The sequence below is a fragment of the Rhizobium sp. ZX09 genome, assembly GCF_017357485.1.
Taxonomy (GTDB): Bacteria; Pseudomonadota; Alphaproteobacteria; order Rhizobiales; family Rhizobiaceae; genus Agrobacterium; species Agrobacterium pusense.
Window position 1 is genome coordinate 947,501 of the sequence record NZ_CP031364.1, and the last position, 20,223, is coordinate 967,723.

At 58.2% G+C, this 20,223-nt stretch carries 18 protein-coding genes (1 of these 18 running past the window's edge); 12 read left to right on the forward strand and 6 right to left on the reverse strand.

Annotation, left to right across the window (positions count from 1 at the left end):
* On the reverse strand, nt 1-246 hold the beginning of the coding sequence (locus tag BTN45_RS19060) for a formimidoylglutamate deiminase (RefSeq protein WP_207590557.1). The gene continues 1,101 nt to the left of window position 1, outside the view; only the first 246 of its 1,347 coding nucleotides appear in the window; the start codon lies at nt 244-246; its stop codon lies off the left edge, out of view.
* Between the two features lie 115 nt (nt 247-361).
* Here BTN45_RS19060 and hutI point away from each other — a divergent pair, with 115 nt between their 5' ends.
* The 6 genes from hutI to BTN45_RS19090 all read left to right on the forward strand — a co-directional run bounded on the left by hutI (nt 362) and on the right by BTN45_RS19090 (nt 7,538).
* Nucleotides 362-1,621 carry an imidazolonepropionase gene (gene hutI, locus BTN45_RS19065; RefSeq protein WP_207590559.1) on the forward strand — a complete coding sequence of 420 codons (1,260 nt, stop codon included), beginning with the start codon at nt 362-364 and terminating at the stop codon, nt 1,619-1,621.
* Nucleotides 1,618-3,162: a histidine ammonia-lyase gene (gene hutH / locus BTN45_RS19070; RefSeq protein ID WP_207590560.1), complete on the forward strand. Its 1,545-nt coding sequence runs from the start codon at nt 1,618-1,620 to the stop codon at nt 3,160-3,162. Before hutI ends, hutH begins: the two co-directional genes overlap by 4 nt.
* 72 nt (nt 3,163-3,234) lie before the next feature.
* Complete coding sequence (hutG, locus tag BTN45_RS19075; protein WP_207590561.1) at nt 3,235-4,038, forward strand: N-formylglutamate deformylase; 804 nt, start codon at nt 3,235-3,237, stop codon at nt 4,036-4,038.
* 11 nt (nt 4,039-4,049) lie between these two features.
* The gene (gene hutU, locus BTN45_RS19080; protein ID WP_003584890.1) at nt 4,050-5,723 is read left to right on the forward strand and encodes a urocanate hydratase; all 1,674 of its coding nucleotides are present in this window, start codon (nt 4,050-4,052) and stop codon (nt 5,721-5,723) included.
* Between the two features lie 194 nt (nt 5,724-5,917).
* Nucleotides 5,918-6,928, forward strand: coding sequence for an alpha/beta hydrolase (locus BTN45_RS19085; RefSeq protein ID WP_207590562.1), 1,011 nt, complete (start codon nt 5,918-5,920; stop codon nt 6,926-6,928).
* Nucleotides 6,867-7,538, forward strand: coding sequence for a HutD family protein (locus BTN45_RS19090; RefSeq protein ID WP_348649830.1), 672 nt, complete (start codon nt 6,867-6,869; stop codon nt 7,536-7,538). Before BTN45_RS19085 ends, BTN45_RS19090 begins: the two co-directional genes overlap by 62 nt.
* A gap of 10 nt (nt 7,539-7,548) precedes the next feature.
* Here the strand turns inward: BTN45_RS19090 and BTN45_RS19095 are convergent, their stop codons facing one another.
* The 4 genes from BTN45_RS19095 to BTN45_RS19110 all read right to left on the reverse strand — a co-directional run bounded on the left by BTN45_RS19095 (nt 7,549) and on the right by BTN45_RS19110 (nt 12,323).
* Nucleotides 7,549-9,027, reverse strand: coding sequence for a M81 family metallopeptidase (locus BTN45_RS19095; protein WP_207590564.1), 1,479 nt, complete (start codon nt 9,025-9,027; stop codon nt 7,549-7,551).
* 70 nt (nt 9,028-9,097) lie between these two features.
* Nucleotides 9,098-10,186, reverse strand: a complete 1,089-nt coding sequence (locus BTN45_RS19100; RefSeq protein WP_006698886.1) for a D-TA family PLP-dependent enzyme — start codon at nt 10,184-10,186, stop codon at nt 9,098-9,100.
* Between the two features lie 32 nt (nt 10,187-10,218).
* Nucleotides 10,219-10,614 (reverse strand): RidA family protein, encoded by a 396-nt coding sequence (locus BTN45_RS19105; RefSeq protein WP_207590565.1) that lies wholly within the window; start codon nt 10,612-10,614, stop codon nt 10,219-10,221.
* A 323-nt stretch (nt 10,615-10,937) separates the two neighbouring features.
* Nucleotides 10,938-12,323 (reverse strand): FAD/NAD(P)-binding protein, encoded by a 1,386-nt coding sequence (locus BTN45_RS19110; RefSeq protein ID WP_207590566.1) that lies wholly within the window; start codon nt 12,321-12,323, stop codon nt 10,938-10,940.
* A gap of 430 nt (nt 12,324-12,753) precedes the next feature.
* Here BTN45_RS19110 and repA point away from each other — a divergent pair, with 430 nt between their 5' ends.
* From repA to BTN45_RS19140, 6 genes are all read left to right on the forward strand, one after another.
* A complete protein-coding gene (gene repA / locus BTN45_RS19115) occupies nt 12,754-13,968 on the forward strand; it encodes a plasmid partitioning protein RepA (protein ID WP_022563274.1) in 1,215 nt (404 codons plus the stop codon).
* Nucleotides 13,965-14,978, forward strand: a complete 1,014-nt coding sequence (gene repB, locus BTN45_RS19120) for a plasmid partitioning protein RepB (RefSeq protein WP_207590567.1) — start codon at nt 13,965-13,967, stop codon at nt 14,976-14,978. The genes repA and repB overlap by 4 nt, the downstream gene beginning before the upstream one ends.
* 185 nt (nt 14,979-15,163) lie before the next feature.
* Entirely contained in the window at nt 15,164-16,420 is a 1,257-nt protein-coding gene (gene repC / locus BTN45_RS19125) for a plasmid replication protein RepC (RefSeq protein WP_207590568.1), read from the forward strand.
* A gap of 470 nt (nt 16,421-16,890) precedes the next feature.
* The gene (locus tag BTN45_RS19130; RefSeq protein WP_207590569.1) at nt 16,891-17,103 is read left to right on the forward strand and encodes a hypothetical protein; all 213 of its coding nucleotides are present in this window, start codon (nt 16,891-16,893) and stop codon (nt 17,101-17,103) included.
* 65 nt (nt 17,104-17,168) lie between these two features.
* On the forward strand, nt 17,169-17,453 hold the full coding sequence (locus BTN45_RS19135) for a hypothetical protein (RefSeq protein WP_207590571.1): 285 nt from the start codon (nt 17,169-17,171) through the stop codon (nt 17,451-17,453).
* A gap of 38 nt (nt 17,454-17,491) precedes the next feature.
* Nucleotides 17,492-18,691: a low temperature requirement protein A gene (locus tag BTN45_RS19140; RefSeq protein WP_207590573.1), complete on the forward strand. Its 1,200-nt coding sequence runs from the start codon at nt 17,492-17,494 to the stop codon at nt 18,689-18,691.
* Between the two features lie 10 nt (nt 18,692-18,701).
* Here BTN45_RS19140 and BTN45_RS19145 read toward each other — a convergent pair whose 3' ends face one another.
* A complete protein-coding gene (locus BTN45_RS19145) occupies nt 18,702-20,171 on the reverse strand; it encodes a glycosyl transferase family protein (protein ID WP_207590574.1) in 1,470 nt (489 codons plus the stop codon).
* Nucleotides 20,172-20,223 lie beyond the last annotated feature (52 nt).

Consider the following 20,223-nt stretch of genomic DNA (forward strand, 5'->3'; position numbering starts at 1 on the left):
CGTGCGCCAGCTCCAGAAACTGTCGTCGGCAGGCCCGCGGATTTCGGCAAGTCCAGCCATGGCCCTCTGGAAGGCGTGGCTGTGAAGATTGGGCATGGCCGAAACGATGACGGCATGGCGTTCATCCTGCCGCTCGGGAGAAACACCGGTTTCGACCGATGAAACAACCCCGCCATCACAGACGATACGGACATCCTGCGCCCACCCACCGCCGAGAAGTGCCGCACCCGCGTGAATTGCCGTCATACCACCCTCTCCTCTTGTTACGACATCGGGCAAGGCCATTTCGAACAGAAAATGCGGCTTGCCAAGCCGGTTATTATGTATATACATTTACGCCATAAAGGAAAGGCGAAAAGCAATGCCCGGGAACAAATCTGCAAAGGGAGCGGCGATGGGAAACGCAACGGTCTTGTGGCGTAATGCCCGGCTGGCCACCTTCGATCCATTGAGGGAAGGCATCGGCGCAATCGAAAAAGGCGTGATCGCCGTCAGCAGCGGTCGCATCGCATTTGCTGGCCCGGAGAGCGATCTGCCCGCCGATCTCGCCGCCGCCGAGCAAATCACCGATTGCGACGGGCGCTGGATCACTCCCGCTCTGATAGATTGCCACACCCATCTGGTCTTTGGCGGCAACCGCGCCATGGAATTCGAAATGCGGTTGAATGGCGCGACTTATGAAGAGATCGCCAAGGCGGGTGGCGGCATCGTGTCCTCCGTGCGCGACACACGCGCGGTTTCGGAGGATGTCTTGATAGCGCAAGCGCTCCCCCGTCTCGATACGCTTCTTTCCGAGGGCGTCTCGACGATCGAAATCAAATCCGGTTACGGCCTCGATATAGATACCGAACTGAAAATGCTGCGTGTTGCCCGCAGGCTGGAGACGCTGCGGCCGGTGCGGATCGTCACCAGCTATCTGGCCGCCCATGCAACACCCGCTGAATATAAGGGTAGGAACGGTGACTATATCACCGATGTCGTTTTGCCCGGGCTGGAAAAGGCACAGGCCGAAGGGCTGGTCGATGCGGTGGACGGCTTCTGCGAAGGCATCGCATTCTCCGTCGAAGAAATAGCACGCGTTTTTGAAAAGGCGCGGCAGCTTGGTCTGCCTGTCAAGCTGCATGCCGAGCAGCTCTCCAACCTGGGTGGCGCAGCGCTTGCCGCCTCCTGCGGCGGGCTTTCCGCCGATCATCTGGAATATCTGGATGAATCAGGCGCCAGGGCACTGGCCAAGGCGGGAACCGTGGCCGTACTCTTGCCCGGCGCCTTTTATGCGCTTCGTGAAAAACAGGCTCCGCCGATGCAGGCATTGCGCGATGCAGGCGCGACAATCGCCCTCGCCACCGATTGCAATCCAGGCACCTCACCGCTCACTTCCCTGCTTTTGACCATGAACATGGGTGCAACGCTTTTCCGTATGACCGTGGAGGAATGCCTGGCAGCGACAACGCGCAATGCCGCCAAGGCGCTTGGCCTGCTTGCGGAAACCGGCACGCTGGAGGCCGGGAAATCCGCTGATCTTGCAATCTGGGATATCGAACGCCCGGCCGAGCTTGTCTATCGCATCGGTTTCAACCCGCTCCATGCCCGCATATTCAAGGGACAGAAGGTTTCTCCATGACCATGACGACCATTACGCTTCACCCCGGCAACGTGGCCCTGGCCGACCTGGCCGGCATCTACTGGAACAACGGCTCCGCGAAGCTGGACCGCTCGTTCGACGCCGGCATCGAAAAGGCGGCTGCCCGCATTGCCGAGATTGCCGCGGGTAATGCCCCCGTCTATGGCATCAATACCGGTTTCGGAAAACTTGCCTCCATCAAGATCGATGCAGCCGACGTGGCAACGCTGCAGCGCAATCTCATCCTGTCGCATTGCTGCGGGGTAGGCGCGCCGCTTCCTGAAAATGTGGTTCGGCTGATCATGGCGCTGAAGCTGATTTCGCTTGGCCGCGGCGCTTCCGGCGTGCGGCTGGAACTGGTGCGGCTGATCGAGGCCATGCTGGAACAGGGCGTTATTCCCGTCATTCCCGAAAAGGGTTCCGTGGGCGCTTCCGGCGATCTCGCGCCGCTTGCCCATATGGCGGCGGTGATGATGGGCGAGGGTGAGGCTTTTTATCAGGGCGCTCTGCTGCCCGCCGGCCAGGCGCTGGCGAAAGCCGGGCTGACGCCGGTGGTTCTCGCCGCCAAGGAAGGGCTTGCCCTGATCAATGGCACGCAAACCTCCACCGCACTGGCGCTTGCCGGGCTTTTTCGCGCCCATCGCGCCGCACAGGCTGCGCTGATTACCGGCGCACTTTCCACGGACGCCGCCATGGGGTCTTCCGCTCCATTTCACCCGGATATTCACAGCCTGCGGGGCCACAAGGGGCAGATCGACGCGGGATCTGCGCTTCGCAGGCTGCTCGACGGCTCCGAAATCCGCATCAGCCACATTGAAGGCGATGAGCGGGTGCAGGATCCCTATTGCATCCGCTGCCAGCCCCAGGTGGATGGCGCCTGCCTTGACCTCCTGCGGCAGGTGGCCCGCACACTGGAAATCGAAGCCAATGCGGTAACCGACAATCCTCTGGTGCTTTCTGACAATTCCGTCGTGTCCGGCGGCAATTTCCATGCCGAACCGGTGGCCTTCGCCGCCGACCAGACGGCGCTCGCGATTTGCGAGATCGGGGCCATCGCCCAACGCCGTGTCGCGCTACTGGTCGATCCGGCGCTTTCTTATGGCCTGCCCGCTTTCCTTTCCAAGAAGCCGGGGCTGAATTCCGGGCTCATGATCGCCGAAGTCACGTCCGCAGCGCTGATGAGCGAGAACAAGCAGATGGCACATCCAGCCTCGGTGGATTCGACGCCAACCTCGGCCAACCAGGAAGACCATGTCTCCATGGCCTGCCACGGAGCGCGGCGACTTTTGCCGATGACCGACAATCTATTCGCCATCCTCGGGATCGAGGCGCTTTCAGCCGTTCAGGGCGTGGAACTGCGCGGGCCGCTGAAAACCAGCCCGGAACTGCAAAAGGCCATTGCCGTGCTACGGGCCGCAATCCCTTCGCTGGAGGAAGACCGTTATATGGCGCCGGATCTCAAGGCGGCGGCGGAGTTGATCGCCTCCGGTGCGTTGGTCGCCACGATTTCGGACGGCATCCTGCCGAAGCTGGAGGCTTGAGATGAGGCACGTTTTAACCTTCGCCAACTCTGTTCTTGCAGGGGCTAAACCCACGGAAAAGAGAGGCAATCGATGAAGACTCCCTTTGCCCTTCACCAAGGCACTTCGCCGATCATACTCGGTCTGCCTCACACCGGCACGGATGTTCCGGCGGAGATTTGGAGCCGCCTCAACGACAACGGCAAAATTCTGGCCGATACGGACTGGCACATCCATGAGCTTTATGCCGGGCTTCTGGAAAACGCGACAACCGTGAGGGCGACGTTCCATCGTTATGTCATCGACGCCAACCGCGACCCGGCCGGGGTGAGCCTTTATCCGGGCCAGAACACGACCGGGCTGGTTCCGGACACCGATTTCGACGGCAAGCCTATCTGGAATGAAGGGCAGGAACCCACGCCGGATGACATTGCGGACCGTCTGGAAACCTTCCACGCGCCCTATCATGCAGCTCTTGCGGCCGAGATCGAGCGGATCAAGGGCATCCATGGGATCGCCATTCTCTATGATTGCCATTCGATCCGTTCGCACATCCCCTTCCTCTTTGAAGGCAAGCTGCCGGATTTCAACATCGGCACGGATATGGGCAGAACCTGTGATCCCGCCATCGAACACATCGCCGTTGAGGCCACCGCCGCCGCGCAAGGTTACGACAGCGTTCTGAACGGCCGCTTCAAGGGTGGCTGGACGACGCGCCATTATGGCAGGCCGCAGAAAGGTGTGCACGCAATCCAGATGGAGCTGGCACAATCCACGCATCTGCAAAACGAGGTGCCGCCTTTTGCCTATGACGCGGGCAAAGCCGAACGCCTTCGCCAGCATCTCAAGACGATTCTCACGCGCATGGAAGAATTTGCGCTCGACACGAAACGATAAGGGGAAATCTTATGAACAATCCGCGCCATAATATTCGCGACGTTCGCGCACCGCAGGGCACCGAGCTCAATGCCAAAAGCTGGATGACGGAAGCGCCGCTGCGCATGCTGATGAACAATCTCGACCCTGATGTCGCCGAGCGACCGCATGAGCTGGTGGTTTATGGCGGCATCGGCCGCGCCGCCCGCACATGGGACGATTTCGACCGCATCGTCGCGACGCTGAAGGATTTGAACGAGGACGAGACCCTGATCGTGCAGTCCGGCAAGCCGGTCGGCGTCTTCCGCACCCACAAGGATGCGCCGCGCGTGCTGATCGCCAATTCGAATCTGGTGCCGCATTGGGCCACCTGGGATCATTTCAACGAGCTGGATAAGAAGGGCCTGGCCATGTACGGCCAGATGACCGCGGGTTCCTGGATTTACATCGGCACCCAGGGCATCGTGCAGGGAACGTACGAAACCTTCGTGGAGGCTGGCCGCCAGCATTATGGCGGCAATCTCAGGGGCAAATGGATCCTGACCGGCGGTCTCGGTGGTATGGGCGGCGCGCAGCCGCTCGCCGCCGTCATGGCCGGCGCCTGCTGCCTTGCCGTCGAATGCGATGAAACCCGCGTCGATTTCCGTCTGCGCACCCGTTATGTTGATGCGAAGGCGCATACACTCGATGAGGCGCTGGCGCTGATCGATCAATGGACCAAGGCCGGCGAGGCCAAGTCCGTCGGCCTGATCGGCAACGCGGCGGAGATATTCCCCGAACTTTTCCGTCGCGGCATCCGGCCCGATATCGTGACCGACCAGACCTCGGCGCACGATCCGATCCATGGTTATCTGCCTGCCGGCTGGAGCGTGGCCGAATGGCGCGCCAAACAGGAGAGTGATCCACAGGCCGTTGCCGCTGCCGCTCGCGCCTCCATGAAAGTTCACGTCCAGGCCATGGTCGATTTCTGGAACGCCGGCGTTCCGACGCTCGATTACGGCAATAATATCCGCCAGGTCGCGAAGGACGAAGGGCTGGAAAACGCCTTCGCTTTCCCCGGCTTCGTGCCGGCCTATATTCGCCCGCTGTTTTGCCGAGGCATCGGGCCGTTCCGCTGGGCGGCACTTTCCGGTGACCCGGAGGACATCTACAAGACCGACGCCAAGGTGAAGGAACTACTGCCCGACAACAAACATCTGCACAACTGGCTGGATATGGCGCGCGAACGCATCGCGTTTCAGGGCCTGCCTGCCCGCATTTGCTGGGTGGGGCTCGGCGACCGCCATCGTCTCGGGCTTGCCTTTAATGAAATGGTCAGGAACGGTGAACTGAAGGCGCCTATCGTGATCGGCCGCGACCATCTCGATTCTGGCTCCGTCGCCTCGCCCAACCGCGAGACCGAATCCATGAAGGACGGTTCCGATGCCGTATCGGACTGGCCGCTGCTTAACGCACTGCTTAACACTGCATCCGGTGCAACCTGGGTATCGCTGCATCACGGCGGCGGTGTTGGTATGGGCTTTTCCCAGCATTCCGGCATGGTCATCTGCTGCGATGGCACCGACGACGCCGCGCGTCGGATCGAGCGTGTTCTGTGGAACGACCCGGCAACGGGCGTCATGCGCCATGCCGATGCAGGTTACGAGATTGCCGTGGAATGCGCCAAGGAGCAGGGACTGCGTCTCCCCGGTATTCTCGGCAATTGATGAGCGTGCCGCGCGGTCCATCGCCGCGCGGCACTCCGACCTTGCGTCGGCAAAGCCTAAGGGCATTACCCAACGCTCCTTTGACTGAAACTTCCGGTTCGATTTTCTCGTTGTTAGCTGTTGGTCGGTCATAGCCGATCATTTTTAGCGTCTATAACGGCGCGGCAAGCTTTTAATGGAGTGCGGACGACAGCATGGCACCACGGCGTATTTCACTTGCCTTCAGCTTTTTGGTTGGTGCAATTTTTCCGGCTTTTTCTTTGACCGTTCCTGCATCCTCCCAGGCCCAAGAGCCTGTGCCGGTAAGAATCGATGTTGGCGGATATAAGCTCAACAGCCTGTTGCTGGAGCCGCAAGAGCAGGCGGAGCTGCCACCGATCGTCTTCCTGCATGGCGCGAGCGCAAGTCTCTACGACCCGCTGTTGTCCTTTGCGGACAAATTCCGCGGCCGCGCAAAACTTCTGTTCGTCGACAGGCCGGGTCATGGCAGTTCCGACATCGGCGGCAAAGATAATATCCTGCCCGACGGACAGGCGGACGCCGTGGCTCAACTGATGAAAAAGCGCGGCATCCGCAAGGCCATCATCGTCGGCCACTCCTTTGGCGGAGCCATTACCGCGGCATTCGCGCTTCGCCACCCGGAAATGGTGTCGGGCCTGGTGTTTCTTTCTCCGGCGGTTTACCCCTGGCCTGGAGGCATCGCCTGGTACTACACGGCGGCAAGCGCCCGGGTGACAGGCCCGCTTTTTTCAATCTTCGTCACACCGCCCGTGGGTTTCCTTGCGCTCGACCGGGCGACGCGCGGGGTTTTCGCCCCCAATCATCGTCCTCCTGGCTATGTGGAGGCAACGCGCGCATGGGGGGCTTTGAGACCGCAGGCTTTTCGCCATAACGCGCAGGAAGTCGCCGCGCTGAACACATGGGCGCGGAGCGCCTCACCGAACTACTCCAAAATCAAGGCGCCGACCGTCATTATAACCGGCGACACCGACAATGTTGTTTCACCGGAAATTCATTCCCGCCAGCTTGCACGCGCTATTGATGGGTCGAGCTTGATCGTTGTGAGGAATCTCGGACACAAGTCGGACTACGTTGCGCGTGATCTTGTGGTCGCGGCAATCGAAAAACTCGCCGGAAAAAGTGTTGATCTACGCGCCGCGCAAAAAAAGCTTGAACAACGTATCGCTGGCGACCGCGATAAATAGTGCCATCGTCCAGACAAACGACCAGGGAATGCAGAAGATGAGACACCTAGAAAACACCGCCTATACATCAATGCCCTGGAAAAACGGCGGCGGTGTAACGACGGAGATCATCGTTCATCCCGCAAAAGCCTCGATGGCGGATTTCGACTGGCGCATCAGCATGGCCAACGTTGCGCAAGACGGGCCATTTTCCATATTTCCCGGAGTTGATCGCACCCTCTGCATCCTCGAAGGGAAAGGCATGAGCCTCAGCATCGACGCACGCGAGCCGGTGGCGTTGACGATGGCAAGCGATCCCCTGCCCTTCGCCGCGGATGTTCCGGTGGACGCCGTTTTGGCAGACGGTCCCATCGTCGATCTCAATGTCATGTCCCGTCGCGAGCAATATTCGCATCGCGTCGAAAGACACCGCACCACACTCACTGTCCAGTCGACAGGCTCAACGGCGACAATAATTTTTGCCGTTGATCCCGTCAGCGTCTCATCGGCCGGCCAAACGGTGCATTTACAGCGACGCGACAGCCTCTTGCTGGAGCGCGGCGCCGGATTTGCAGTGAAGGGCATGGAAGAGGATGGTCGTTTCTTCGTCGTGACGTTTGATCAGGTCTAAGCTGCTTCCCTCAATCGAGACCGAGCGGGTCGGCAACCCGTGGCCATAGGCCAAGGCCTGCCTTGCGGTAAGGTGTTTTTGCCGGGTCGGTGGGATAGGAGGTCGGGGCCGCGATATAGACGATCTCTGAAGCGATCGGCGCAAAACCCGCGTGAAAATGGTTGGTCGACTTGACGAGCAACAGGTCTTTTTTCGCGAAATCGATTCCGAGATTGGAAAAGATATCCGGCTCATAAGTTTGCGTTCGACTGGTGATGAGAATGATGTCGATTTCGGTGCCGAGCGGCCGGACAACGGCGGCGCGGCCGAGCGTAACGCGACTATTACGGAAACTCTGCCAGCCCGTCTCGACGGTGCGCATGACCTTTACTCGGAAATCCAGCGGATCGCCGCCCTGCGGACTGGATTTTCCACCGATGCGAAGATCGAGCTCTGCGCCCTCCCCCGCTGCATGGCAAAAAGACACTGCGATGGGATCCCAGATCGTCGCGACGCCGATCCTGTCCATGCCGCGCTCTACCATGCGGCGCAGAATGTGGGTCGCATCACCCGCAACACCGCCGCCGGGATTATCCCATATATCCGAGATCACCACCGGCCTTTGCGAATTTTCGCTGCGAATGGCAACGGCCTGGTCGAGACCGGCTTCCGTATCCAGCATCGGCATGGCGGTCAGCCTGCGCATGGCATAAAGTTCACGGCCCAGCTTCTCGGCCAGCGCGTCCCCTTTGGTCCTGTCGTCATCCGTAACAACGACGATGCGTGTGCCCATGTCCGGTACATCACCCGCCATGAATCCATGAATAACGGAGATGGAGAGAATACCGTCTTTGCCCTCCATCGCCTTCAACCGGTCCACATACGAACGCATCGGCTCACGGCTGGTCGGATAAATGGTGATCATTCGGCAATCGAAAGTCGAGATGACGGGCCTGATTTCGCCGCGCAGAGTACGCAACGCCATTTCGACGACATGTTCGCCGCGTTCCTCAAAATCGGTATGGGGAAATTCCAGGAACGTCGCCATGATATCCAGGCTTTCAACCCTTAATGCCGTGAGATGGCTATGGGGATCGAACTCCGCCGCAATCAAGACGTCCGGGCCCACCATTGCCCGCATCCGCGACAGGAAATCCCCTTCAGGATCGTCATAGCCCTGCGCCACCATGGCGCCATGCAGGCCAAGAACCACAGCATCGACCGGCAGGGCTGCCCGGAGCTCCGAAAGAATGGTGTCTCGCAGTGTTTCATACGTCTGGCGCTGGATGAGGCCGGCAGGCTCCGCCCAGCAGGACGTGCCCTCGATGACCGTGAACCCTTCCGCCTTGCCGCGGCGCCGCAGAATAGGGACCGGCGAGGAGCATAGCGTCGGCGTGTCCGGATGTTCACCCGGCCCGGCATAAAAAGCCGCACGAAAGGCATCCATATCCGTGGGAACAGGTGAAAACGTGTTGGTTTCGGTGGCGAGCGACGCCGTGAATATGCGCATTTATGGGGTCTCGTTGCCGGAGCTGCCTGCGGGCTGAGCTCGTTTCCTCAAGTTAATTAGCCGGATAACATTACCAGACCGTGCCGCGTGCAGCGACCTCTTCGACGCGGGTAACAACGCCGTTTCGATGGAACACCATCCTGTCGAAAAGGTTGCTGACGACGCATGTATGGTTCGGTACGACCCTGACGACATCGCCGATCCGGGGACCGCCGGACGCGCAGCCGGAAAGATCGACAACCGCGTGTTCTTCAGAGAGCGAGATGATTTTTGCGCCTTCATGGCCTTCGATCAGCCCATAATCGTTGAAGCCGAGGAGATCGGAGGTCAAAGCCTTGGAGCCGCAATCAAGCACGGCGCGGTCCGCTGCAGGCCGCGAGACAACGGTAGCGAGAACATGCATTGCCAGATCATCGGCCGTGCAATGGCCGGCACGCAACATCGCCCGGTCATTATAGACATAGGTGCCTGCCCGGTGTTCGGTTGCAGAGGGGACGAGATGCGCTGCATAGAAGTCCGGCGAGCCGCCGCTGGAACGAACCGGGCAGTCCACGCCTTTTGCCGCAAGCAGCGCCATGGTGTCGCGCAGGAAGCTTTCCACCTTTTCAGCTCCGCCCGGTGCCGGATAGGTCAAGATACCCTTGAATATAAGTCCCGGCGCGGCGACGATTTTCTCAGCAAGTGCCGCTGCCGCCTCCGGTGTCTGCACACCGCAACGCTTTCCGCCGGTATCACATTCAACGAGCACGCCGAGCGGCCGCCCCTCACCAAATGTGGCAGCGAGGCCGGCAACCGTCACGTCGCTATCAGCAACGACGCTCAGCTGAGCTATACGGGAATTCAGCGCTTTCAACCGTGACAGTTTCGCGGCACCAAGAATATTGTAGGTAATCAGGATATCGTCAAAACCGGCGTCTGCGAAAACCTCCGCTTCGCTGACTTTCTGGCAATTGATGCCTATGGCGCCGGCCTGAAGCTGCTGTCGGGCGATGGCCGGTATCTTGTGTGTCTTGATATGCGGCCGGAAGGCCTTGCCATGACTGTCGAGATAGGCCTGCGCTTTCTTTATATTTGCGGCAAGCCGGTCTTCGTCGATCACGGGCATTGGCGTCGAAATGGCATCAAGCTTTGCGCCCTCGTCAGGCCATGGATAGGTCATCATATGCTCTCTAAGCGAAATAAATCAGATACTTAAGCCAAAGGCTTATAAGCGATAACGTCCATTTCCACCTTGGCGTCAACCATCAGCGGGGATTGTACGGTTGAGCGTGCAGGCGGATGATCGATGAAATGTTTCTGGAACACGGCGTTAAAACTGGAGAAATCCCTGGCGTCATCCAGCCATACATTCACCTTCACCACATCGGCAAGCGTACAATCAGCCAGCGCCAGGACATCCTTGAGATTGGCCACCACCTGTTCGGTCTGGGCGACGATACCGCCAGTCACCACTTCGCCATCAATGGTGGGCACCTGTCCGGACACATAGACGAAATCACCGGCCCGGACGGCCTTGGCGAAGGGCCGACGCTGCCCACCAGCCTGGCTATCCGCGGTCTCGAACCGCACCGACTTATTTTTCACCATTCAAGCCTCGCAAATTATTTTCATGATGTTCAATTTTTCTTGCATTTATAGCCGGTTTAACGACGATACTCCATAACCCATGTAAATTATTTAGCAAATGATGAGATTCGTTCGCTTTTCGCGACATTTTTTGAATGTTGCGGATACTTACTTAACGGCCGGCGATTTTTCGCCACGCGTCGAATATGACCTATTGCATCCAGGCCAAAGAGCGTCATCCACGCGGTGACCGTGACTCAACCGACGAGTTTGCCGCGGCAAACTACGCAGTATAAATGAGGAGGCCGGAGAGTCCGGCACCATTGTTGGGTCCGCAACAGGCATCAGCCTTGCGCGGATATGAGGCGCTTACCAATCACTCTGTCAGTGATGAAATGCGCTATATCACGAGCCTGGATCCGTATATCCGGAACGGCGGTAATTTCCCAGAACCGGCCTGCCGTCAGCGCGCCGACGGCGAAGAGACTTGGCCATACCTGGCCATCCGTGCGAAGCAGCCGGGAATCGCCGTCGACCTCGACACCAAGGCCAAAGGAATCGAGCCGAAGCACCCCGTCAGATCGCATGCTTTCCAGAAGGCGAGAGTGGCCGATACCCGCGCGTTCCATGCCGGTGCAATTGATGACCCAATCGACCTGCAGTTCCTTAATCATCTGTGTATGCCGAACGCGATAACGAATGGAGATGCTCTCCTCCTGTTCATCGATCGCCTGGAGATAACCCGCGTGGATAGTGAGAACGCCGTCTGACAACAGCCTGTCAAAGGCGTCATGCACCTCAGGCGCGATGCGATGTCTATGGATATTCCACCAAGGCAGCGCATGCCGCAAAAACCTTGCGCGTTGCTGTGAGCTGAGGCTCTGCCATAGCGATTGTGTTTTTGGCCGTAAACCGTCCATAACCGAGCGCCATGGCGCCCCGTTGGTCACCTGTTGACGGAGAGATCGTAATAGCTCGCTTATCTCAGTAGAACTTTCAGGCAGACGCGGAGCGCTCGGCGGCACAGGCGGACTAACATGCGGATGCGGAATGAGCCCGCGGCGGGACAGGACATGGATCGGGCCCCGGTGACCTTTTCCGCGCAGCGTCAACACCTGATCGATCATCGTGAGGCCGGAACCAAGGATACAGATACGATCCCCGCTCTTCACCCGGGACAACCATCCCGGCTGCCAGCAGTGGCTCACCACGCGCTGCACGCCCTCTTCACGTTTTGCGACAGTTTGCACCGGCAAACTTGCAGCACCAACGCCGAGACACAGAACGACATTGCGTGCCTGCAATGTCTCGCCGTTTTCCAGGGTGAAGGTAAAGCCGCCTTGTGATTCGGGCCGGCAAGCGGATGCCTTCGCCCGAATAAAATCCACACGCGCCCGCTGTTCCCGGCTTCTGAGAAGACTGGCGAGCCGGTCCCGCAAATAGAGCCCATAATCGCCCCTCGACGCGAATAGAAGGGGATCGTTTCCCAGCCCGTTCTGCGCCAACCATTCGACAAAATCGTCTGGGCGGTCCGGGAAGACGCTCATACGCCCCGCGGGCACATTCAGCCGATGATAGGGTAGTTCCGTGCGATAGGCGGTTCCGCGGCCAAAATCCGACTCGTCACCAACGATGGCAATCGACGCCTCCGCTGGCAGTGATGACAGGAGATGGGCTGCTGTACAAATGGCCGAGAAACCCGAACCGACTAGAGCGACGTCATAGGACATTCAATCCTCCAACCAACGACAATGGAATTGCCCGGCAACCGGCGCGAGGCGTCCCATACTCTAGTCATGCAGTAGAGATTAACCAGCTGCGAATGTCTACCCTTGAATTTCCCAACTGCCCCGCCCTAGCGAGATAGCGAAAGTTAGCCGCGGCAAACTTCCGGCCCACCTGCTGTCATAACTCAAGCCGAGGGAGCGAGGGAGCGAGGGAGCGAGGGAGCGAGGGAAAAACGAGGCCAAGTTAGCCGCGGCAAACCAGAAAACGCCAAGAAGGGAAAAGTGATTCTTCCACAATGCTTTAGCGGCGTCTCTGTACATGAGAAAAAAGCCTATTGCGCCAAAAAGAGAATCGGCGCTTATATCTCAGTTGCGGAAAAAACCGCCTTTTTCGAAAAAAACCGCTACTGCAATTTCGAGCGAAAGAAGACCGATGACACAGAGTGCCGATTTAAGACGTGCCGCAGGAGCACCTGACCTGACGAGTCTTATACAACAGCATTCGGCTGCGTTGTCAGCCCAGTTGCAGGCGCATAACGCAAATACATTTTCCCCCCATACCGAAAAGAGCATGCGGCATTTCTCTCCGGCGGAGACCGCAAAGCTCATCGGCATTGGCGAAGCCTATCTGCGCCAGATCGCTTCCGAGTTGCCTGAGCTTGATGCCGCGCAGGTATCCGGGCGTCGCTCCTATTCCGTAGAAGACATGCGCGATATCAGGGGTTTTCTGGACCAGGGCGCGCGCGGCACACGCCGCTACCTGCCCCACCGTCGGGAGGGTGAAGAGTTACAGGTCATCGCCGTCATGAATTTCAAGGGCGGTTCGGGAAAGACAACCACCTCTGCCCATCTGGCGCAATATCTGGCACTACGTGGCTATCGGGTTCTTGCCATCGATCTCGACCCCCAGGCCAGCCTTTCCGCGCTTTTTGGTCACCAGCCCGAGATTGATGTCGGGCCGAACGAGACGCTTTATGGCGCGATCCGTTATGACGATGAACGCCGCCCGATCGCCGAGATTGTCCGCGGCACCTATATTCCCGATCTCCACATTGTTCCCGGCAATCTGGAACTTATGGAGTTCGAACACGATACTCCGCGTGCACTGATGCGCCGTGCACCGGGTGATACGCTGTTTTTCGCCCGTATCGGCCAGGCGATCGCCCAAGCGCAAAATTTCTACGACGTTGTCGTCATCGATTGCCCACCGCAACTCGGTTATCTGACGCTTTCGGCTCTGACAGCGGCGACATCGGTGCTCGTCACCGTCCATCCGCAGATGCTTGACGTGATGTCGATGAACCAGTTCCTCGCCATGACCGGCGACCTTCTGGCGGAAATTGGCCGGGCCGGTGCTCGGTCGGATTATAACTGGATGCGTTACCTGATCACCCGCTTCGAACCGAGCGACGGGCCGCAGAACCAGATGGTCGCCTTCCTGCGATCGATCTTTGGTGAAAACGTCCTCAATCATCCGATGCTGAAAAGCACGGCGGTCTCGGACGCCGGGTTGACCAACCAGACGCTCTTCGAAGTGGAGAGGACGCAATTCACCCGGTCGACCTATGATCGCGCGCTGGAAGCCATGAACAATGTGAACGCTGAAATCGAAGGACTGATTAAAAAAGCGTGGGGTAGGGCAGCATGAGCAGAAAACAAATCTTCGCAAATCTTGGCACACCGGGTACCGACAACAACGATACCACGCCGGAGCGTTCGCGACCCCGTATCAGGCCTATCCTCGGCTCCCCTGAGCTGGTGACGGATGTTTTGAACTCCCCCGTCGGTATGATCGGTCAATCGCTGAATGAAGTCTCGGAGCGCGCCAAACGGGCTGAAGCCATTGAAAAGCAGCTGGCCGAAGGACTGACGATTGTCTCTCTCGACCCCGCGGATATCGATCCCTCCTTCATACCGGATCGTATGCCCGCTTCCGAAGAGACCGATGCCGGTCTGGTGGAGGCAATTCGTGAGCAGGGGCAGCAGGTGCCGATTCTCGTGCGCCCGCATCCCGATTTCCCGGGCCGTTATCAGGTCGCCTTCGGTCATCGCCGCCTTCGCGCCGTTTCAAGTCTTGGCATTCCGGTCAAGGCCGTTGTGCGGGATCTCAGCGACGAGCAACTGGTGGTGGCCCAGGGCCAGGAAAATAACGAACGCCGCGATCTGACCTATATCGAGAAAGCGCGCTTTGCGCAGAAACTGCAGATGCGGTTCCCTCGCGACACGATCATGGCGGCAATGTCGCTTCATAAAGGCGATCTGTCCAACATGCTTTCGGTCGTTGGACGCATTCCAGAGGATCTGGTCGATCTCATAGGCCCCGCGCCCACTGTCGGCCGCCGCAACTGGATGGATCTTGCCGACCAGCTTTCCTCCTCACAGGTCAAGGAGGCGGCCCGCGCATATGTCAGCGAACCGGCGGTTGCCTCGCTTCCTTCCGAAGAACGCTTCAAGGCGCTTCTGGACTTTTTGAAGCCAAAGGCACAGGCCAAGAAAACCGGCGTATGGTCCTCGGACACAGGCCGTCGCCTGGCGAAAGTGGTCGAGAGCGACCGGAAGCTGGATATATCGATCGACAAGAACGAAGCACCGGAATTTGCCGAATTCGTTCTGGAACATCTTCAGACGCTGTTTGCCGAGTACCGGTCCAAGCAGTGATTTCTAACTCGAACGACTAACAGGAGACGCATCACAAAAGAAAAAAGCCCCCGAACGTTGCCGCGCGGAAGCCTTTCTTTGATTTAAGCACCCGAAGAATCTCATTTCCGCGAATCATAGTCAAGAGTCTTGGCATCGAATTTTTCGGTGAGCGATTTTCTTTTGCCTTGTGAAAGGTGAAAGACATGGACAGCACATGTGTAACGACGCCCTTTGGGCGGCGAGCGATGTCGTTTGGCGTGCTCGCAACCCAGTTTGCCGCGCAGAAAAACAGAAAATGCGAAGCAGTCGACAAATGGAAACTCTATCGGTCCGTCTGTGAAGCAAGACCGCTGCTCGGTGTAACCGATCGCTCGCTTGCCGTTCTGAACGCGCTCCTGAGCTTTTATCCCAAAAATGAGCTTTCCAGCGAAGCGGGATTGGTGGTGTTTCCATCCAATACGCAGTTGTCGCTCAGGGCTCATGGCATGGCGGAACAGACATTGCGTCGGCATCTTTCGGCTCTTGTCGAAGCCGGCCTCATCATCCGCAAGGACAGCCCGAATGGGAAACGTTACGCACGGAAGCACAGGGGTGGCGAGATCAGCGAAGCCTACGGATTCTCACTCGCACCGCTTCTTGCTCGTAAAACGGAAATAGAGGAACTGGCCGAACGCATCATTCGCGAACGGCTCGATCTTCAACGGCTTCGCGAGACGATCAGCCTCTGCCGGCGGGACATCCAGAAACTCTGCGAAATGATTGCTGCCAGCGGCAAGATCGAGATATTTGACGGGTTTCAGGCCCGTTACAACGACATCGCGCGGGCTCTCGGGCGCAATTCGAAGACAGCAGAACTCAAGGAAATCGCCGGTTTTCTGGCTTCACTGCGCGCAGAAGTGACCAACTATCTGGAAAATCTTGAAAAATCGGAAAATTTGAGCGGCAATGACTGCCAAAATGAGCGCCTCATAAAGAATTCAAAATCCGAATCCATATCTGAACCGCAGGAATTGGAGAATGCCGCGCCGGTTCGAACTGCTGCAACAGTCGCGTCCACATCCGAAGATGCCGCGGTCACTAGCGTGACACCTCCAAAGCCAACACACAGGAACGATTTTCATAAGCAATTTTTTGTTCCTGATATTGTTTTGGTTTTGAAAGCGTGCCCGGATATTTCCCTCTATGCACCCGGAGGTGCGGTGACTGGCTGGAGAGATATGGAGGTTGCGACTTCCGTCATCAGAACCATGTTCAGCATCAGCCAGTCGGCCTATCAGGATGCTTTAGCCACCTTCGGACGGCAGGGAACAGCGGCCATCCTCGCTTGCCTTTTGCAGAAGGCTGATCAAATCAGTTCGCTTGGCGGATATCTGCGCAATCTCACACGCAAGGCCCAGGAAGGCAGTTTCGATCTCCAGGCCATGCTCATGGCGCAACTGCGTGGCCGGACAGACAAGTAGGAGGCGGGAACGAGATCATGACGGCATGATGAGCGGAGCGGCGGCAGCTTGCGAAAAACCGGCTATGCGGTTAGATTCTTGCTGTTCCCGCAAAAACCAAGATTCGTTGGAACGACGCTGCTAGAAACACTTTGTGCCCGATCGGGGCTTCCCATGGTTAATGCAAAGTAACGAAAGTTAAGTCCAATTTAGCTTTCGTTTGCGCGTTTCCATGATTGGTTTCAATTGCTTGAGTCTGGAGCATTTTGAATGCCAAGTAGCCGTCTCACCGCATTCCAGCGTCAGTTAGATGGCGACGGGGCCGGGATGAAAATCGTACGGTGAACATCAGCCTGTGCAGTTCGGGCAGAAGTTCCTCCCTCGAAAAAATTCCGCGATATGTCGCCAATCCGCGCTACCTTGGCGCCGCCGAATTGAACTTTCGCTGGCACTGCGCGTTCCAGTCCATGGTTTAACGGAACGCCACGCTCATGACATTTCCGGATGATATAGAACTGGCCGTCGCTCTTTACATGGCGGATAAAGCTCTGCCCCGACATATTGCGATTGCAGAGCTCGTGAAATCGGTCCTCGAAGACACCGGCTATCTCGCGGGGGGCGAGGGGCGGCCGCCTGAAGTTGTCGATGGGCAATCGAGCGGTGACTACGTGCAATACCGCACTTACCTCGACGGCGATACCTGAAGCTGCGCGGAACAAATGCAGGTGATGGCTGTTATTGGCGCAGATAAAAGCGTCAGGGAATTTCGATGTTACCCAAGCCCCTCTTTCTCGCCGCCGGCCTCGTCTGCGTAATGGTCGTGCCGGTATTTTCCCAGTCCCTCGAAATCAGCCGGCTGGAAGATAAAAAAGCCGGTAACGCAGCGGTTTCATCGGCGCCTTCCGCCCCCAGTTATATTACTGATGTCTCCGGGAAAACGGTGCGGCTGGTGGGACCGCAGTTCCTTCCCGACAGCGCGCGTGGGCTGGAATTCCCCGACCGCGGGTCAGATCATAACAATACCGGGGCTGAAACCCACGTCTTGCGACAGTGAGGGATTGCGATGATCTATGCTCCGCAAACGGAAGCAGAATGAGAACAAGAACCCAGATTTCCCGACGGGCGCCGAGTGCAGAAAGCTGGATCCGGCATGACGGCCAGGAGACGGGAAAGGCGACATTTCCTGAGCTGTTCTTTGATCTGGTTTTCGTTTTCGCTCTTATTCAGTTATCCCATTCTCTGGCGAAGGACTTTGGGCCAACGGCGGTGCTGGAAGCCGGCATCCTGATATTGTCCCTGTGGTGGCTGTGGATACACACCACCTGGATCACCAATCTGCTGAATACTGAGAAAGAACCGGTCAGGATTTTGCTCTTCGTGCTGATGTTTGGCGGTGTACTGCTGGCCATCGCCTTGCCGGAAGCCTTTGCCGAACAGGGCCTGGTCTTCGCGCTGATTTACAGCGTCATGCAGATCGGTCGAAGCCTGTTTGCTCTCTATGCCTTCAGGGATGAAGACCGGCAGTCGTTTCTGGTGTTCGTGAGGGTGACGATCTGGCTGGCCATCTCGAGCCTGTTCTGGCTGGCAGGCGGGTTTTGCGATCTGGGGGAACGCATTCTCCTGTGGGGCATGGCGCTCGCAATCGAGTATGCCGGTCCGGCCTGCCGCTATGTTGTCCCCGGCTTGCGTTCTCGCGACGACGACAGTCTGCATCTTTCCGGAGAGCATCTGGCGGAACGTTGCGCCCTGTTTGTCATCATCTGTCTGGGGGAAACAATTCTGACCACCGGCCGGACGGCAACCGAATATATGAACTCCGGGCTGACATTTGTCGTTTTCTGCTCCGCCTTCATAAGCACCGTCGCGATGTGGTGGATTTACTTCCATCACGGACAGGCGGAAGCCTCCAGAAAAGCCGAACACGCCGACGAAAAGGCGAAGATCGCCCATAATCTCTTCAACTACGGACATTTGCCAATCGTCGCGGGCATCATTCTGACGGCGGTGGGAGAGGATTTCAGCCTGTCCCATGCTCAGGAGGCCGCAACGATAAGGGAGGCCATCGCAATCGTCGGTGGTCCCGTCCTCTTTCTGGCAGGCAATATCGGTGTCAAGATCGCCGCGACCTATCAGCGCCCCGTCTCGCATTTTGCGGGCGTGGCAGCGCTCTGCCTGTTGTTGCCGGTGCCGGGCATTCCGCTATTCATCCTGCAGCTGGCCAGCACGGGTATTCTGCTGCTTGTTGCTCTGTGGGAATATCTGGCTCTGAAAAAGTCAGTCGCCACGGCGTGATCTCGAATGCTCAGACGCTGACTAGATTGCGCGTCCTCTCGTTCCAGAGCTTGAGGCTTTTCGCGTAAGCTTCGTCAAAGGAAAGCCCCATGTCATTGACGAGCATCAACGCGGCGGCGGCGGTGGATATGATGATGGTTTCCGCCCTTTCGTCTTTCGCGGCTCCCGTCCAGACAGCACGCCAATATTCGAAGGTGGTGAACATGGTCGGCATTTCGGCAGGCGGTGCTTCGCGGGCGGGGACCAGGACGTCCACGTCCCTTCCGCTTGAAAGACCGAAAATCCGTGTGCTGCGGAATGGCGTGAACTGTGCGAAATCCCGCGTGTTACCGAGTATGGCGAGATTCTCCACGGCGAGCAGGCGGGCGGTATCGCGATGCAGCTCCTGATAGGCCGGACGGGCGAGCCCTATAATGGTGCTCCTTGCGCGCAGTGGATTGAGAAGGTGGACGACAGTGTGCACCGGCAGGCGCATTTCCAGAATGCCATGGAGACTGAGCAGGCTCTGGAATTGCAGAGACAGGCCGCCCAGGGGGAGATAGGCGATCCGTTCGGATGACGTGGCCTCGGCCGCCTGCGAAAGCGAACGGCAAAGGGGAATACCGCAGGCTTGTGCGGCGCGTTCAAGCTTGCCGCCATTTTCGCCCTGACCAACATGGCCGTGCAACAGCACCCTGTACCCCGCCATGGAAACGAGGCGGGCGGAATGCACGAACCATGGCGCATCGCGGTGTTTGGGGGACATATAAGCCGGCCAGTCGAGATCGACGGTGACAGGCCGGTGCCGGTCTCGCCCGACATGTCGCCACGTGGCCTGGATGAAGCCGGCCAGTTCGGCCGCCGTCACGCCGCGATAATGCATGGTGGCGAGCAGTGCCCCGATCTGTATCGGATCGGCATCCCCTTCCAGAATGATCGACAGTGCATCCGTCGCCTCCGATTGGCTGAGCGGACGGCTGTTGCCTATTCCCATCGCAGACGTTGCAATATACTTGGCGAGCCGTTCCTGTGGGGCAGAATTGTGGCCGATGCGGGCGAGACGCTCGGCAATGTTTTCCGGCGTCGGCTGACCTTCAAGAAGAATGCTGGGGCGAAGGGAAAGTGGCGGTGCTTTCATCAATGCCGGCTGCTCCCAGCCGTTCTTATTGATGGTGGCCGGCGCGTCGGGTTCTTCCTGCGAATAATCGATCAGATTTTCGGCCTCTGCCGCCAGGGAGCGGATGCGCAGGCGCATGGCTTCGGCAAAGGGGGTGGGGCGCAGGCCTTGGCCGGTGCGGAGAAAGAGCTGGTCCCCGTATTTTTCCCGTAGCTGCTGCAAGATCCGGCTCATCGATGATGTTGGAAGTCCCATGCCCGCCGCGGCGCGGCTGACACTACCTTCCCGCAACAACGCATCAAAAGCGACAAGCAGTTTCAGCTGCCCAAGCCTGTCGGGTTTTGCCGTGGAAGCCGGTCCGTCTTTTCTCTTGCTGGTTGTCATCTGGCGAATTTTTACTCCACTCATCTTAAGAGGGAGCCCTTTTTGCAATTTC